The organism is Nocardia sp. 2TAF39 (assembly GCF_052114905.1).
Classification (GTDB): Bacteria; Actinomycetota; Actinomycetes; order Mycobacteriales; family Mycobacteriaceae; genus Nocardia.
Window position 1 is genome coordinate 39,172 of sequence record NZ_JBFRFQ010000024.1, and the last position, 13,694, is coordinate 52,865.

17 protein-coding genes are annotated in these 13,694 nt (G+C 66.9%); 11 read left to right on the forward strand and 6 right to left on the reverse strand.

What is annotated here, in order from left to right:
• Positions 1-5: 5 nt before the first annotated feature.
• Positions 6-692 (reverse strand): response regulator transcription factor, encoded by a 687-nt coding sequence (locus AB4Z47_RS17045; RefSeq protein ID WP_327110216.1) that lies wholly within the window; start codon positions 690-692, stop codon positions 6-8.
• A 357-nt stretch (positions 693-1,049) separates the two neighbouring features.
• Here AB4Z47_RS17045 and AB4Z47_RS17050 point away from each other — a divergent pair, with 357 nt between their 5' ends.
• From AB4Z47_RS17050 to AB4Z47_RS17075, 6 genes are all read left to right on the forward strand, one after another.
• The gene (locus tag AB4Z47_RS17050) at positions 1,050-3,806 is read left to right on the forward strand and encodes an ATP-binding protein (protein ID WP_441951857.1); all 2,757 of its coding nucleotides are present in this window, start codon (positions 1,050-1,052) and stop codon (positions 3,804-3,806) included.
• Positions 3,803-4,213, forward strand: coding sequence for a roadblock/LC7 domain-containing protein (locus tag AB4Z47_RS17055; protein WP_327110218.1), 411 nt, complete (start codon positions 3,803-3,805; stop codon positions 4,211-4,213). Before AB4Z47_RS17050 ends, AB4Z47_RS17055 begins: the two co-directional genes overlap by 4 nt.
• A gap of 7 nt (positions 4,214-4,220) precedes the next feature.
• The gene (locus tag AB4Z47_RS17060) at positions 4,221-4,592 is read left to right on the forward strand and encodes a DUF742 domain-containing protein (protein WP_441951859.1); all 372 of its coding nucleotides are present in this window, start codon (positions 4,221-4,223) and stop codon (positions 4,590-4,592) included.
• Between the two features lie 100 nt (positions 4,593-4,692).
• Entirely contained in the window at positions 4,693-5,250 is a 558-nt protein-coding gene (locus tag AB4Z47_RS17065; RefSeq protein WP_357270899.1) for a GTP-binding protein, read from the forward strand.
• Positions 5,243-6,055 (forward strand): MHYT domain-containing protein, encoded by an 813-nt coding sequence (locus tag AB4Z47_RS17070; RefSeq protein WP_441951861.1) that lies wholly within the window; start codon positions 5,243-5,245, stop codon positions 6,053-6,055. Before AB4Z47_RS17065 ends, AB4Z47_RS17070 begins: the two co-directional genes overlap by 8 nt.
• A 232-nt stretch (positions 6,056-6,287) precedes the next feature.
• Positions 6,288-6,851, forward strand: coding sequence for a hypothetical protein (locus tag AB4Z47_RS17075; RefSeq protein ID WP_441951863.1), 564 nt, complete (start codon positions 6,288-6,290; stop codon positions 6,849-6,851).
• 938 nt (positions 6,852-7,789) lie between these two features.
• On the opposite strand, the gene rpmF is transcribed toward AB4Z47_RS17075, so the two are convergent.
• Genes rpmF through mrf form a run of 3 tightly spaced genes read right to left on the reverse strand, consistent with a single transcriptional unit; the run spans position 7,790 to position 9,526 of the window.
• A complete protein-coding gene (rpmF, locus tag AB4Z47_RS17080) occupies positions 7,790-7,948 on the reverse strand; it encodes a 50S ribosomal protein L32 (RefSeq protein WP_441951865.1) in 159 nt (52 codons plus the stop codon).
• Position 7,949: 1 nt separating this feature from the next.
• Entirely contained in the window at positions 7,950-8,216 is a 267-nt protein-coding gene (locus AB4Z47_RS17085) for a type B 50S ribosomal protein L31 (RefSeq protein ID WP_441951866.1), read from the reverse strand.
• On the reverse strand, positions 8,213-9,526 hold the full coding sequence (gene mrf, locus AB4Z47_RS17090; RefSeq protein ID WP_441951867.1) for a ribosome hibernation factor-recruiting GTPase MRF: 1,314 nt from the start codon (positions 9,524-9,526) through the stop codon (positions 8,213-8,215). The genes AB4Z47_RS17085 and mrf overlap by 4 nt, the downstream gene beginning before the upstream one ends.
• A gap of 101 nt (positions 9,527-9,627) precedes the next feature.
• Between mrf and rpmB the strand changes: the two genes are divergently transcribed.
• The 5 genes from rpmB (at position 9,628) to AB4Z47_RS17115 (ending at position 11,255) form a co-directional block, all read left to right on the forward strand.
• Positions 9,628-9,864 (forward strand): 50S ribosomal protein L28, encoded by a 237-nt coding sequence (gene rpmB / locus AB4Z47_RS17095; protein WP_441951869.1) that lies wholly within the window; start codon positions 9,628-9,630, stop codon positions 9,862-9,864.
• 11 nt (positions 9,865-9,875) lie between these two features.
• Positions 9,876-10,046 (forward strand): 50S ribosomal protein L33, encoded by a 171-nt coding sequence (gene rpmG, locus AB4Z47_RS17100; RefSeq protein ID WP_195094943.1) that lies wholly within the window; start codon positions 9,876-9,878, stop codon positions 10,044-10,046.
• Position 10,047: 1 nt separating this feature from the next.
• Positions 10,048-10,353 (forward strand): 30S ribosomal protein S14, encoded by a 306-nt coding sequence (rpsN, locus tag AB4Z47_RS17105; RefSeq protein WP_441951871.1) that lies wholly within the window; start codon positions 10,048-10,050, stop codon positions 10,351-10,353.
• A 35-nt stretch (positions 10,354-10,388) separates the two neighbouring features.
• Positions 10,389-10,643: a 30S ribosomal protein S18 gene (gene rpsR / locus AB4Z47_RS17110; RefSeq protein ID WP_024802192.1), complete on the forward strand. Its 255-nt coding sequence runs from the start codon at positions 10,389-10,391 to the stop codon at positions 10,641-10,643.
• 150 nt (positions 10,644-10,793) lie between these two features.
• Positions 10,794-11,255 (forward strand): hypothetical protein, encoded by a 462-nt coding sequence (locus tag AB4Z47_RS17115; RefSeq protein WP_441951872.1) that lies wholly within the window; start codon positions 10,794-10,796, stop codon positions 11,253-11,255.
• A gap of 207 nt (positions 11,256-11,462) precedes the next feature.
• On the opposite strand, the gene purH is transcribed toward AB4Z47_RS17115, so the two are convergent.
• Both purH and purN read right to left on the reverse strand, forming a co-directional pair.
• Positions 11,463-13,034 (reverse strand): bifunctional phosphoribosylaminoimidazolecarboxamide formyltransferase/IMP cyclohydrolase, encoded by a 1,572-nt coding sequence (purH, locus tag AB4Z47_RS17120; protein WP_441951874.1) that lies wholly within the window; start codon positions 13,032-13,034, stop codon positions 11,463-11,465.
• Complete coding sequence (purN, locus tag AB4Z47_RS17125) at positions 13,031-13,663, reverse strand: phosphoribosylglycinamide formyltransferase (RefSeq protein ID WP_441951875.1); 633 nt, start codon at positions 13,661-13,663, stop codon at positions 13,031-13,033. Before purN ends, purH begins: the two co-directional genes overlap by 4 nt.
• Positions 13,664-13,694 lie beyond the last annotated feature (31 nt).

Consider the following 13,694-nt stretch of genomic DNA (forward strand, 5'->3'; position numbering starts at 1 on the left):
GCGGCCTACGGGGGTGTTTCCCGTAGCACGTAGCCGACGCCGCGCACGGTGTGGATAAGCCGCGATTCCCCCTCGGATTCGGTCTTGCGGCGCAGGTAGCCGATGTACACCTCGAGGGCGTTTCCCGAGGTCGGAAAGTCGTAGCCCCACACTTCCTCGAGGATGCGGCTGCGGGTGAGCACTCGGCGCGGGTTCGCCATCAGCATTTCCAGCAGCGAGAACTCGGTTCGGGTGAGACTAATCTGGCGGGCGCCGCGGGACACCTCGCGTGTCACCGGATCCAGCGACAGATCGGCGAACTTCATTGCCTCCGAGACATCACCCGGATCGACAGCCGTACGTCGCAGCAAAGCACGCAGCCGCGCCAGCAATTCCTCCAGCGCGAATGGTTTCGGCAAATAGTCGTCGGCCCCGGCATCGAGTCCGGCAACCCGTTCGGACACCGAATCACGCGCCGTCAGAACCAGAATCGGGAGATCATCACCCGTGCTGCGCAGGCGCCGGCAGACTTCGAGCCCGTCCAGCCGAGGCATCATCACATCCAACACGAGCGCATCCGGTCGCTGTACGGTTGCTTTCTCCAGCGCGTCGACGCCATCCACCGCGAGATCGACGGAGTAGCCGTTGAAGGTGAGCGACCGGCGCAGTGATTCCCGGACGGCGCGATCGTCGTCGACTACCAGAATGCGCATGCCACCAGTTTGACCGCACCGACTGAGAGGTAACTGAGAGGGTCATCGATGACACGCCGCGGCGCGCCTCGGCAAGCGGCCTTCGGCGCGTCACGCCGGCCGACCTCGGTGACCAGCAGCTTCCAACGCGGTGCCGAGATGTTGACTCGTCCCTATCGCATTCCGATGCGAATCATGTTCTCTATAGCCATATTCGGTAATTTGCGGACCGGATCCCCCGGATTGCCGATGATCACTCTGCACGGTATGTTCCGTGCGGTAAAAAGAAGACCTCTAGTTGGTTCTTTGCGGGTTGAATCAATACTGAACAGCCACGCGCAACCGAGGTCACTCGTGAAGCGGAGGCGACGGAAGCGGATGGAAGCTGCACCGGGGTCCTGGCAATTCAGCCTGTCGAACTGGTCGGTCACCCGCAAGGTCGGCGTGGTGCTCGTGCTTCCCGTGCTCTTGGCCACCGTCTTCGCCGTACTCCGAATCAACAATGAACTGCGTACCATGGCGCAGCTGGACGCGGCCACCGAACAAGCCATCATCATCCGTCCGATCATCAAGTTCGGTTCGGCCACCGAGCAACTCGGCGTCATCGCGACCGCCACGTGGGGCAACACCGCCGACCCGCAGACCGACGCCGCGCTGACGAAGTTCGACCAGGCGCTGGCCGATCTGGAGTCCGCGCTGCACACCACAAAGGCGACCGGCCGAGTCACCTCGGAACTCTCCTCGGCCGTCGCGACCGGCACGACCATGCGCAACAGTCTGCGCAACGGCTCACCTGCGATGGTCGGCGAACAGGCCGATGAGATCATGGTGCGCATCGGCAACGCGCTCGCACTGTCCCCGTCCGTGGACGACCTCGTCATCCAGCGATACTTCCAGCAGTTGGCATCGGTCCAGACCGCGCGCCGCGTGCTCACCCAGCAGCGCATGCTGATCGGCTCGCCGGACGCGGGCCGTAATCCGAGCGTGCGGCCGCGGGTGCTGGTCGCCGCCGGCGCCGAGATCACCATGATCTACCAGTACGCGCAGATTCTGCCGGACTACGCAGGCAACATGCGCCCGCTGCTCGACGCGGTGCAGACCCGTCTCGGCACGTTCAGCCAGAACGTCGCCGACCCGGCGACCAATCCCGCCGTGCTCGACTCGCTGCTGGTCAGTTCCGACACCTACGAGAAGACCACAGCGCAGCTGATCGACACCATCGACAAGGCACTGGCCGTCCGCACCATCGATGCGCAGACCGGCGCGCTGCGCGAGACGACGATCGTCATCGGCATGCTCCTCGCGGGCCTCGCGTTGGCCCTCTCCGTAGCGCGCACCCTGGTCGTCCCGGTCCGCCGCCTGCGCCGCGATGCGCTCGAGGTCGCGCATATCAAGCTGCCCGACGAGCTCGCTGTGGTACGCGCGGGCGGCACCACCCCGGAGATCACCCCGGTCGCGGTGCACACGACCGACGAGATCGGCCAGCTGGCCCGCGCCGTCGACGAGATCCACGAGCAGGCCCTCAACCTCGCCGCCGACCAGGCCCGGATGCGCCTGCAGATCGGGAACATGTTCGAAACCCTCTCCCGCCGCAGCCAATCTCTGGTCGAACAGCAGTTGGCGCTGATCGAGGACCTCGAGCACGATGAGGACGACACCGACCGGCTGCAGAGCCTGTTCCGCCTCGACCACCTGGCCACCCGCATGCGCCGCAACGGCGACAACCTGCTCGTGCTGGCAGGTACCGCGCTGCGCCGAGGTCTGCTGCACCCGGTGCCGCTGTCGGACATGCTGTGGAGCGCGGTCTCCCAGGTCGAGGACTACCAGCGCGCCGAGATCGGCACGGTGCCCGACGGCATCGTCGCGGGCGAGCCCGCGGTGGACATCGAGCACCTGCTCGCTGAGCTGATCGACAACGCGCTGCGCTACTCCCCGCCGACCACACCGGTCACGGTAACCGTGTCACGCGCGGTAGACGGCGGCTACCTGATCGAGATCACCGACCGCGGTCTCGGCATGTCCCCGGAGGACCTGCAGACGACCAATGACCGGCTCGCCTCCGGTGGTGAGGTCACCGTCGAGACCGCGCGCCGCATGGGTCTCTTCGTCGTCGGCCGACTGGCCAAGCGGCACACCATCACGGTCAGCCTGCGGCGAACCTCGACGTTGGCGCAGCAGCCCGGCATCACCGCCAGCGTCCATCTACCCGGCGCTCTGGTCGCGCCGCCGATGGACGCCACCGACCCGGCAGGCAAGCCGCTCGACCTCACCGTCGAGCATCAGCTGCCCCCGCTCGCCCCATCTCCCGCGCCGCAGCGGAACCTCGTGCCGGTGCCGAGCCCGCCGCAGCGCGACACAGCGCGGTTCGGCGTGACGAGTTCCGGCTTGCCGCAGCGCCGACCGGCCATTCGCGTCGCCGACGCACCCGACCAGCCTGCGGTCTCCGCTCCGGTCGGCCGCAGCGAAGACCCGGTGGATCAGCCCTCCACGCAGCCGTGGCCGGTGATCACGCCCCGTGCGGAGTCCGACCGCTCGCCGATGGGTCCGCCGACGCCCGCCGCGAACGAGCAGTCCGGCGACGGGGCACAGAAATCCACGCGCACAGATCTGTGGTCGGAGGTCGACGACAACGACGAGATCACGGGTCCGAACCCGACCGTGCCGAGACAGACCGCCGCACCCCAGACCACCGCCCGGTCCGGCCTTCCGATCCGGAAGCCGACCACCCCACCCGCCGACGCGCCGCAAGCCGGGACACCAGAACCCGCGACGACCACATCCGACCGGCTGGGGCCGGTCGCCGGCGCGTCCCCAACCCCGATCTACCAGCGCATGGTCTCGGAATGGCTGGTCGAGCCCTCTACCTCGCAATCGTCGGACAGCACGTGGTCCTCGCCTGGTGACGCGGGCTGGCTGGCCGCCGAGGATGCCAGCCACCCGACGACGTCCGCGCGTACCGTCGGCGGCCTGCCGATTCGCAGGCCGGGCGCCCAGTTGGTTCCCGGTGGCCTGGCACCGACGGACGAAGCCGTGCCTCGTGATCCCGAAGAAATTCGCAACAACTTGACCAGGCATCTCAGTGGGGTCCGCAGCGGGCGGGCCAATGCGCAGTACAACGACGGAGGGCTCGCATGACCAACGCGAACAACAGCACCACGGACGAGAATCTGAATTGGCTGGTCGCCCGCTTCACCCGGGATGTGCCCGGTGTGTCCCACGCGGTGCTGGTGTCAGCGGACGGCTTATTGCAGGCCACCAGCCCGAATTTACCCAGCGATCGAGCCGAGCAGCTCGCCGCCGTCACCGCGGGGCTGGCCAGCCTCTCCATGGGCGCAGCCTCCTTATTCGACGGCGGCAAGGTGATGCAGTCGATCGTGGAGATGCAGCGCGGCTACCTGCTGGTGATGAGCGTCGGCAACGGCTCGCACCTGGCCGTGCTGGCGAACAAGTCACACGACATCGGCCGCATCGGCTACGAGATGGCACTGTTGGTCGATCGGGTGGGCTCGGTGGTCACCGCCACCGCCCGTACCGCTGTCTGAGTGTGAGATGTCCAACCCATACGGCCCCGGACCACGACCAGCCACGCGCGTCCGGCCCTATGCCCTGACCTCAGGGCGTACCGAACCGGCGGTCGACCTGCCGCTCGAGGCGGTGATCGAAACCCTGTCGTACACTGCACATCTCGACTGGCCGACCGGCGACATCCGTACTGAGATACTGCGGCTCGGCGCGCACCAGCTGTCGGTCGCGGAGATCGCGGCACATCTTGACCGGCCCCTCGGCATGGTCCGGGTGGTGATCGGCGATCTCGTCGTCGACGGCACCGTGCGCGTGCATTCGACCCTGACCGACGAGGCGAGCTATGACGAGCGTCGTTCCCTAATGGAGAGGACATTGCGTGGACTCCGCGCCCTATAAGAATCCGGGGCCCAGTGGAAATCCCGGGCCGAGTGGGAATTCCGGACCGGGCGGCACCTCGGGGCCGGACGGCGTCGACAAACGGGTCGCTTCGACGAAGATCGTCGTCGCGGGCGGCTTCGGCGCGGGGAAGACCACATTCGTCGGTGCCGTGTCGGAGATAGTTCCGCTGCGCACCGAGGCGATGGTGACTCGCTTCTCCGACGGTATCGACGATCTCGCCGACACGCCGGAGAAGGAAACCACCACGGTCGCGATGGATTTCGGCCGAATCATCCTGCCCGGCAACCTGGTGCTTTATCTGTTCGGCACCCCTGGTCAGCGGCGTTTCTGGTTCATGTGGGACGACCTGATCCGCGGCGCGATCGGCGCCGTGGTGCTGATCGACACCCGGCGGCTGGAGGACAGCTTCGCCGCGGTCGACTTCTTCGAAGCCCGCAAGCTTCCGTTCCTGATCGCGGTGAACCGATTTCCCGATGCGCCGCGCTTTCCCATCGCCGAACTGCGCGAAGCGCTTTCGGTGCGCGAGGGCGTGCCGATCGTGGACATCGATGCGCGCAACGCGCTCGAGGTGCGACAGTCGCTGGCCGCGGTCACCGAGTACGCGATCGCCCAGCTGAAATCGGGCGAGCTGGAAGGAACCGCCCGGCATGCATGAGGTCGCGGTGCTGGCCGCAGCCAACGACGCGAGCCCGGCCGTCGACCAGTTCGCCATGGGCTACTGGCTGGTCGTGCTGTCGTTGGGAATCTCGCTGCTCGGCGCGTTGGTCGGGTTGGCGTGTGTTGTGCACGCGGCGCGCTCAGCGCAGTTCCGGCTGGTGTGGCTGGCCTCCGCGGCGGTGTCGCTCGGCGGCGTCGGGGTGTGGCTCGCCACGTCGGTAGCCATGCTCGGCCTGAAAGTGCCTGGTAGCGCGATTCGTTACGACTCGGGCAGGTTGGTCGCGGCCATGGTTGTCTCGGTAGTGACGGTGTTCGCGACATTGCTGATCATCGGACGCAGCCTGCGCCTTCCGCTCCTGTTCCCCGGCGGCCTGGTGTTGGGTCTCGGCATCGGCCTGACGCACTATCTCGGCATCGGCTCGATCGACATCCAGGGTTCGGTCGGCGTGACGATTTGGCTGGCCACCATCTCGGCCGTGATCGCGGTGATCACGGCGACGGCGACGCTGTGGTCGTTCCAGGCGCTGCGTCTCCCGCTGGCCCGGACCGTCACATTGCTTCTGTTCAGCGTCGGCGTGGCCTCGACGTACTACACCGCGCTTGCCGCATTGCATTTCGATGTGGATCGGTCGGCGAAGGTGCCTTCGGGTGTTGAGTTGTTCGACTTCGTATTCCCGATGTTCGTGATCGGCTTGCTGACGCTGGCGGTGCCGATCTCCGCGGTCCTGATCGCTCCGGACCGCCGCGAGTTCGCGACAGCGGCGAAGAAGCCCCCGCGGCCGAGGCTGGAGCCCGCGCGCTGACGCGAAAGCGCTTGATCGGACGAATCACACTGAAGCCGAACTGATTCCGCTGCTGCCGGGTCGGCCGATTTCCACTGAAAGGGTCCTGGCGTACACATCGGATGCGCAGTCCGGTCGGCTCCGGTTCCACGATGCCCCGGAATTCGGCGGTGGACCGACTTACAGTGGGAATCATGCGTTTCGGCCTCGACCCCGCCGCCGAACGTCCAAAAGCCGTGGCGGGCTCGACTTCATGGTGCGGAACCTGTCCGAACGGCGGCCGCGACCTGCCCGGCAACTGCTGACCGCGGCTGAGGTGGACGACCACGGGCGCACGGCATTTCGAGAATTCGGTGGACAGGAGGACCCGGGCGTGACGCCGGAACAAGAGGCAGTGCTGCGCGACATCCAGATTCAGCTGCGCGGGCCCGACCTGTCCGGCTGGCCACAGCTGGGCACCGAAGCGAACGGCCGTCATCGCACGCTGGTGGACGGGCTGGCCGCGGCACTGATCCGGATCGAGCAGTTGGAGCGCGAGTCCGCCGAAATGCGAACGCAGATAGGCGAATTGCGTACCGAAATCAGCGAACTGGAGGCTACGACTGCCGAACTCGCCGACCAGGTGGAGCGGTGCGACGGGCGGCATTGGCCGTGGCCGCTGTCCCTGGTCGAGGGCCCCGCTGCACTGATCGGTGAGCAGTTGGCCCGGCTGGAGGCGCTGTTGCCGGACTTGCCCGGTTTCCCGGGTCACGGTGGCGACGATCGGTGCGCCCCCGGCGACAGCACCGGCCCCGCGGAGCTGACCTCGAAGAACTGACCGCCACACAGACAGAACCGCCGGTGCACACGCAATCGACTGCGAGAGAAAGGAATCGGAAGATCGAAATCGGCGAGAAGCCGGAAAGTTTGGCGATGAGCGGGTTCTCCTGGGGGCCAGGAGAACCCGCCCTCCCGCATGAGGGTACCGGTGTCAGGCCACGAATGCATCACTTCCGCAGGACTTTTCCGCCTACAAAAACGAACTCGTAGTAGGTATTCTATCCGCTAGCTATCCTGCCGCAATCATTTCATACGCCATGTTGCCATGTGGCCGACGCCACATTGGTAGCCATGAGATTGCCGCTTCGCCGCGCCTCACCCACAAAATTTTTCCTCAATTCGCGATGTCACTCGTCCAGTCGATCGACCATCGTCCGGCGCGTTCGGCACCACGGCATCACCTGGCGAGATCTCATGCGCCCACACGAGGCGCTCACGCGGCCCCGCATCGAGCTTCATCCGCAGGAGTTCGCATCGCCGTCGACATGATGCTCGAAAAGAAATACGAGAACGAGGAATCGTCTCCGCCCCTCCCTATGCCCTGGCGGTCACACCGAAACGCACGACAAGCAGCTGCCGGACGCCCTGAAGATCAAGACGATCGGCGATCTGGCCGGCAACAAGCGCCACGGCTGGAAAGCCCAGAGCAACGAGCAACGAGCAACGAGCACCAGGTTTGCCGCTGACACAACCACTCGGCCTCACCCCCGCTTCCGAGCGAAGCTGTTCAGGGGCGCTGCGCGCTCCGCCGTGGGTGGGGAAATTCGCTATTTTCGTGTCAGCGAGACCTAGCATTCCCCTGTTCGCGGCCCGGCTCGCGTCCGAGCGGCCGACGTGTCCGCGACGAAGTCGCCAGCGTCGGCCGCTCGGACACGAGCCACAAAGGGGCCGCGAACCCGCCGCGCCCGCGCGGCCAAAAACACAGCAAAAACACAATCAGATCAGGCCGCGCCGCACGGCCGCGACCAGCCTGCGCGGCACTTGGCGCACGACACCCCCGACAGTCACCGGTACCAGATCCGGAGGGGTCGCTTTCCAGTTCGCCCGGCGGCTGCGGGTGTTCGACCGCGACATCTTCCGCTTCGGAACCGCCATGTCAGACCTCCCTCTTGCGCGCGACGCGCTTGCCGTACTTGCGCTCGAACTTCTCCACCCGGCCCTGGGCGTCCAGCACGCGGTGCGCGCCGGTCCAGAACGGGTGCGAGTCTGCGGTCACATCCACCGTCAGCAGTGGGTAGGTGTTGCCGTCTGTCCACTGCACGGTGCGCGCGCTGGTGGCGGTGGATCGAGTGCGGAACCGTTTTCCGGTGCTCGCGTCCTCGAAGACCACCGGGTGGTATTCCGGATGGATCCCCTTCTTCATTTCGCCTCTCCTCTCGAGCTCTTCCCGTCTTCTGCAGGCACGACCGCCGTGTCGTCGCTCTCGCAGGGGTCGGCGTGCCACTCCCCGAATGGGTCCTCCCATTCCGCAACCCGATCCGGCGCCCGCTCGACCAGCCGCAGTTCCTCGTCCTCCACCAGCGCCCAGTGCAGCGCCGCGCGGATTTCGGCGGGGTCGGCGTCGTGTACCAGGATCGCCAGCGAGATGTCTCGGTCTCCGAAACGCTCGTCCCAGCGCATCGCGGCCATCGCCCTCCGCTCCGGATCAGCCTCGGCCAATTCGTCCTCGGACATGGCTGCCAGCCAACGCCCCGCGCCGCCGACTCGCAGGCCGCCGCCCGCGGACTCCAGCCACACCACCTCGTCGGGCTGGGTAGCCAGCCAGATCCGCCCGCGAGCGGTCACCACGCCGTCGAACAGTACGTCCAGTGCCTCGTGCAGGCGGGCGGGGTGGAACGGCCTTCCAGCGGCGAATTCCATGAGCACGACGCCGTAGTCACTGGTCAATGGCGGCCGGCCGCGCAGAAGCGGTGCGTGCGCGTCCAAGACCCGGCCGCGCCGCGAGTCGACGGGGACGCGCTCGAGCAGTGTCTCGACCCATGCGAGCGTGAGTTCGCGCGGATCGTCCGCCCAGGCGACCGGCGCACCAGGCACCAGGCGGGCCAGCACCGCGGCGAGCTTGTCCCGACCCGCCTGCGCGCCGCCCACAGCGACCACCACATCGGCGAATTCGACCTGACCGACGGCGAGCTGCGCGACCGTCCGGTCGTCGTCGGCGCAGGCGAGACCACGCTCGGCGAGGGTCTCCTCACCGGTGGCATCGGCGAGCCAGGCGGCGGAGTCCAGGCAGGTGAGTACCGCCTGCACGCGCACGTCTCGCCCGGCCGGACCGTCGAGCCGACCGATCACGCCGGTCACCTCCACCTGCTCGATGGCCTGGCACACGGCTTCCGCCTCGAAGGCGGGGTCCAGCGCGAGCACGATGCGGTCGACCGAGTCGCGCTGGGCGAGCGTGCACAACAGTGGAAGCAGGTCCATGCGCAGCGTGCAGGAGACGCAGCCGTGCGCGAGTTCGAGCACGGCCGAGTTCTCCTGTGTCGCCGTGCGCACTGTGCGGTGCACGACGCCTTCCCGCAGCTGGGCGAGATCGTGCCGGACGACGACGGTGCCCGCTGTCTCACGCAGCGCGGCGGCCGCGTGATCCACGCCGTCCGCGGCGAGTCCCGTGAAACCGGCGAGCACCACCACGGGCGTCCTCCGGTCGGGCTCGGGTGGGAACAGGGCGGAATCCACCGATACCCCTTTCGGTAACGATTTTCATTTGCTGTTGAGCAACGGTACATTGTCGAACAGCCGTTGTCGAAAATGATTGTCATCTACTGGAGGGAGTCCGCATGTCGGCCCACTGCCAGGTCTCCGGACGCAAACCCGGATTCGGCAAGTCCGTGTCGCACTCACACAAGCGGACCAGCCGGCGCTGGAACCCGAACATTCAGCGCAAGACCTACTACCTGCCCAGCGAGGGCCGTCGCATCACGCTGACGGTCTCCGCCAAGGGCATCAAGACCATCGACCGGGACGGAATCGAGGCTGTGGTGGCCCGCATCCGGGCGCGCGGCGACAAGATCTGAGGAGCATTCCCATGGCATCGAAATCGACCGACATCCGCCCGATCGTCAAGCTGAAGTCGACGGCGGGCACCGGGTACACCTATGTGACCCGCAAGAACCGCCGCAACGACCCGGACCGCATGGTGCTGCGCAAGTACGACCCGGTAGTGCGCAAGCACGTCGACTTCCGCGAGGAGCGCTGAGATGGCCAAGAAGTCGAAGATCGCGCGCGACCAACAGCGCAGGGCAATCGTGGCACGCTACGCCGAACGTCGCGCCGAACTGAAGGAACTCATCCGAAAGCCGGACACATCGGACAGCGGTCGCGCGGCCGCCCAGGCCGAACTGCGACAACAGCCGCGAGACGCCAGTCCGGTAAGATTGCGCAATCGGGACGCCGCCGACGGACGACCGCGCGGTCATCTCCGGAAGTTCGGACTCTCCCGTGTGCGTGTGCGCGAGATGGCCCACCGGGGCGAGTTGCCCGGTGTGCACAAATCGAGCTGGTAAACAAACCACTGATCTCGTGAGAAGGAACCCGTCATATGGCAGTCAAGCGAGCACCGTCTAAGAAGGTTCGCGCCGAGCAGGCCCGCCGTCCGAAGAAGAACCCGCTCATCGCCGCGGGTATCGAGACGGTCGACTACAAAGACGTGAACCTGCTGCGTACGTTCATCTCCGACCGCGGCAAAATTCGCAGCCGCCGAGTCACCGGACTCACCCCGCAGCAGCAGCGTCAGGTCGCTATTGCGGTGAAGAACGCCCGTGAGATGGCGCTACTGCCGTTCACCAGCCGGTAGGCGCGAACTCCGACACGAACGGAAAACGCAAGACCCCCGATGTGCGAGCAGCACCGGGGGTCTTTGTCGTTGCTACCGAGGAAGCCGAATCACGCGGGATGGGCAGCAGCTCGCGCCGAGTCGACCGCCAGGCGGACTAGGGTTGAGGGTATGGATCGGATCCCGGCCGGACGCGCCGTCGCAGCTGTCACCATAGTGCTCGTCTGTCTCACCGCCGCGGGCTGTGGTGGCTCGAACAACGATGGAGCACAGCAGAACACGAGCACGACGAGTGTATCGGCGCCGACTACGCCGACGGAAGACCCGAAAGGGAACCAGGGCAACGAGTTCACTGCCGACCCGACCATCGTCAGCCCGCACCCGATCCCGTTCAGATCATGGACGAGGTTGGCGGACAACCGAATTGCGGTGAATTTCGAGACCGGAGCGCCGGAGTGCTACGGCGTGGACACATCGGTCACCGAGACCGATGCGGCAGTGACCATCGAACTGCGCTCAGGCACCCGCGCAGACGCAGTGGGCCGAATGTGCACGATGATAGCGGTTTTCGGCACCTTGGAGGTGCAGTTGAAAGCGCCGCTCGGCAACCGGACAGTACTCAGCGCGGTCTAGTAGGAAGACGGTCCAAGTGCAGGGGCGCTCACCCCGCGCGCGTTCTCAACGTGTCGGACAGCGCGGCGAAATCACGGTAGCTGCCCATTAGATCCCCACTCTGCCGCCGGGCCAGGCGCGGGTCTTCGCCATGGCGGTCGCTCGACGAGAACCGAACGCCGTGTCGGACCGGTGGTCCGACACGGCGTTCCCGGTCGACTGCCGACCTCAGTGGGCGAAGTGGCGGGCGCCGGTGAGGTAGAGGGTTACGCCCGCTTCGCGGGCGAGGTCGATCGTCTCCTGGTCGCGGACGGAGCCGCCGGGCTGGACGATGGCGCGGACACCGGCCTGGATCAGGGTTTGCGGGCCGTCGGGGAACGGGAAGTAGGCGTCGGAGGCGGCCACCGAGCCCGTGGCGCGATCTCCGGCCCGCTGGACCGCGAGGCCGACCGCGTCCACCCGATTGACCTGCCCCATGCCGACGCCAACGGACGCGCCGTCGTGGGCGAGCAGGATCGCGTTGGACTTCACGGCACGGCAGGCGCGCCAGGCGAATTCGAGATCGGACAGGGTTTCCGGGTCGGCTGACTCGCCCGCGGCCAGGGTCCAGTTGGCCGGGTTGTCGCCGGTGGCGTCGAGCACGTCGCGCTGCTGCAGCAGGACACCTCCGCTGATCGGGCGCAGTTCGGCGCCCGCGCGACGCGGCGGCTGCGCGACCAGGATGCGCACGTTCTTCTTGCGCTGCAACACTTCCACGGCACCGTCGGCGTAGGACGGGGCGACGATCACCTCGGTGAAGATCTCGGCGACCTGCTCGGCCATCTCTACCGTGACCTCGCGGTTCGCTGCGATCACGCCGCCGAACGCGCTGACCGGGTCGCAGGCGTGCGCCTTGCGGTGTGCCTCGGCGATGTCGGCGCCGAGCGCGATCCCACAGGGGTTGGCATGCTTGATGATCGCGACGGCAGGAGCTTCGTGGTCGAATGCGGCACGCCAGGCCGCGTCGGCATCGACATAGTTGTTGTACGACATCTCCTTGCCGTGCAACTGCTGTGCCTGCGCCAGTCCGAGGCTGCCGTCGCCGTTGGTGTACAGCGCGGCGGCCTGATGCGGATTCTCGCCGTAGCGCAGCACCGCCGACTGCTCCCAGGTGCCGCCGAGCCACTCGGGGAACTGGATGGCCGCGTCGGCGGGCTCGCCGGCGGCGGCGAGCACGTTGGTCATCCAGCTGGCAACCGCCACGTCGTAGCTTGCGGTGTGCTGGAAAGCCTTGGCCGCCAATGCGGTCCGCTCGGCCAGTGTGAAGCCGCCGGACTTCACCGCAGCCAGCACATCGTCGTAGTCGCCGCTGTCGACGACCACGGCCACCGAGGGATGGTTCTTCGCCGCGGCGCGCACCATGGACGGACCGCCGATATCGATCTGTTCGACGCACTCGTCCTGGCTCGCCCCGCTCGCCACGGTCTGGCTGAACGGATAGAGGTTGACCACCACCAGTTGGAAAGCCTCGACTCCGAGTTCGACCAGCTGATCCACGTGCTCCTGCTTGCGTGAATCGGCCAGGATGCCCGCGTGCACCCGCGGGTGCAGCGTCTTGACCCGGCCGTCCAGGGTCTCCGGAAATCCGGTCAGGTCCTCGACCTTGGTCACCGGGATACCCGCGTCGGCGATCTTGCCCGCGGTGGATCCGGTCGAGACCAGCTCGATGCCCGCGGCGTGCAGACCGGTCGCGAGCTCGATGAGACCCGTCTTGTCGTAGACGCTCACCAGCGCCCTGCCGATCGGCTTGCGTTCACTCACCGGAGAACTCGCTCATCTGGGATAACTGCCTTTCTTCCGTCGGAGACAATGCCTCGCGTCGCGACGGCGGCGACAACCTCCGCCAGCAACCGCCGCTCGACAACCTTGATGCGTTCGTGCAGGGTGGCCTCGTCGTCCCCGGGCAAGACCGCGACCGCCTCCTGCGCGAGGATCGGCCCCGTGTCCACACCCGCGTCGACCAGATGGACGGTGGAGCCGGTGACCCGCACACCGTAGGCCAGCGCGTCGCGCACCCCGTGCGCGCCAGGGAAGGCGGGCAGCAACGCCGGGTGGGTGTTGATGATCCGGCCGCCGAACCGGTCCAGGAAAGCGGGACCGAGAAGTTTCATGAAACCTGCCGACACCACGAGGTCGGGGTCGTAGGCGGCGACCGCGTCGGTGAGCGCGGCATCCCATGCTGCGCGGTCCGGAAAGTCCTTCAATGCCACCCGGAAGTGCGGCACGCCCACAGCATCGGCGTGCCCGGTGGCGGGGCAGCTGCGGTCGACGCCGACCGCGACGACCTTTGCCGGGTAGCCGACCGCAGAGGTGGCATCCAGGAGCGCACGCAGCAGCGAACCGGTACCCGACGCGAGCACGACGACGGTCGCCGGGGCCGCTGCGGGCATCCACGAGGCGTGCGGAGACGTCAGCGCTCTA

Coding starts and splice junctions, on each gene's coding strand:
- AB4Z47_RS17115 (WP_441951872.1), top strand. CDS start 10,794: ATGGATCGGATCCCGGCCGGACGCGCCGTCGCAGCTGTCACCATAGTG.
- rpsN (WP_441951871.1), top strand. CDS start 10,048: ATGGCCAAGAAGTCGAAGATCGCGCGCGACCAACAGCGCAGGGCAATC.
- rpmG (WP_195094943.1), top strand. CDS start 9,876: ATGGCATCGAAATCGACCGACATCCGCCCGATCGTCAAGCTGAAGTCG.
- rpsR (WP_024802192.1), top strand. CDS start 10,389: ATGGCAGTCAAGCGAGCACCGTCTAAGAAGGTTCGCGCCGAGCAGGCC.
- AB4Z47_RS17060 (WP_441951859.1), top strand. CDS start 4,221: ATGTCCAACCCATACGGCCCCGGACCACGACCAGCCACGCGCGTCCGG.
- AB4Z47_RS17085 (WP_441951866.1), bottom strand. CDS start 8,216: ATGAAGAAGGGGATCCATCCGGAATACCACCCGGTGGTCTTCGAGGAC.
- purN (WP_441951875.1), bottom strand. CDS start 13,663: ATGCCCGCAGCGGCCCCGGCGACCGTCGTCGTGCTCGCGTCGGGTACC.
- rpmF (WP_441951865.1), bottom strand. CDS start 7,948: ATGGCGGTTCCGAAGCGGAAGATGTCGCGGTCGAACACCCGCAGCCGC.
- AB4Z47_RS17045 (WP_327110216.1), bottom strand. CDS start 692: ATGCGCATTCTGGTAGTCGACGACGATCGCGCCGTCCGGGAATCACTG.
- rpmB (WP_441951869.1), top strand. CDS start 9,628: ATGTCGGCCCACTGCCAGGTCTCCGGACGCAAACCCGGATTCGGCAAG.
- AB4Z47_RS17055 (WP_327110218.1), top strand. CDS start 3,803: ATGACCAACGCGAACAACAGCACCACGGACGAGAATCTGAATTGGCTG.
- AB4Z47_RS17050 (WP_441951857.1), top strand. CDS start 1,050: ATGGAAGCTGCACCGGGGTCCTGGCAATTCAGCCTGTCGAACTGGTCG.
- AB4Z47_RS17070 (WP_441951861.1), top strand. CDS start 5,243: ATGCATGAGGTCGCGGTGCTGGCCGCAGCCAACGACGCGAGCCCGGCC.
- AB4Z47_RS17075 (WP_441951863.1), top strand. CDS start 6,288: ATGGTGCGGAACCTGTCCGAACGGCGGCCGCGACCTGCCCGGCAACTG.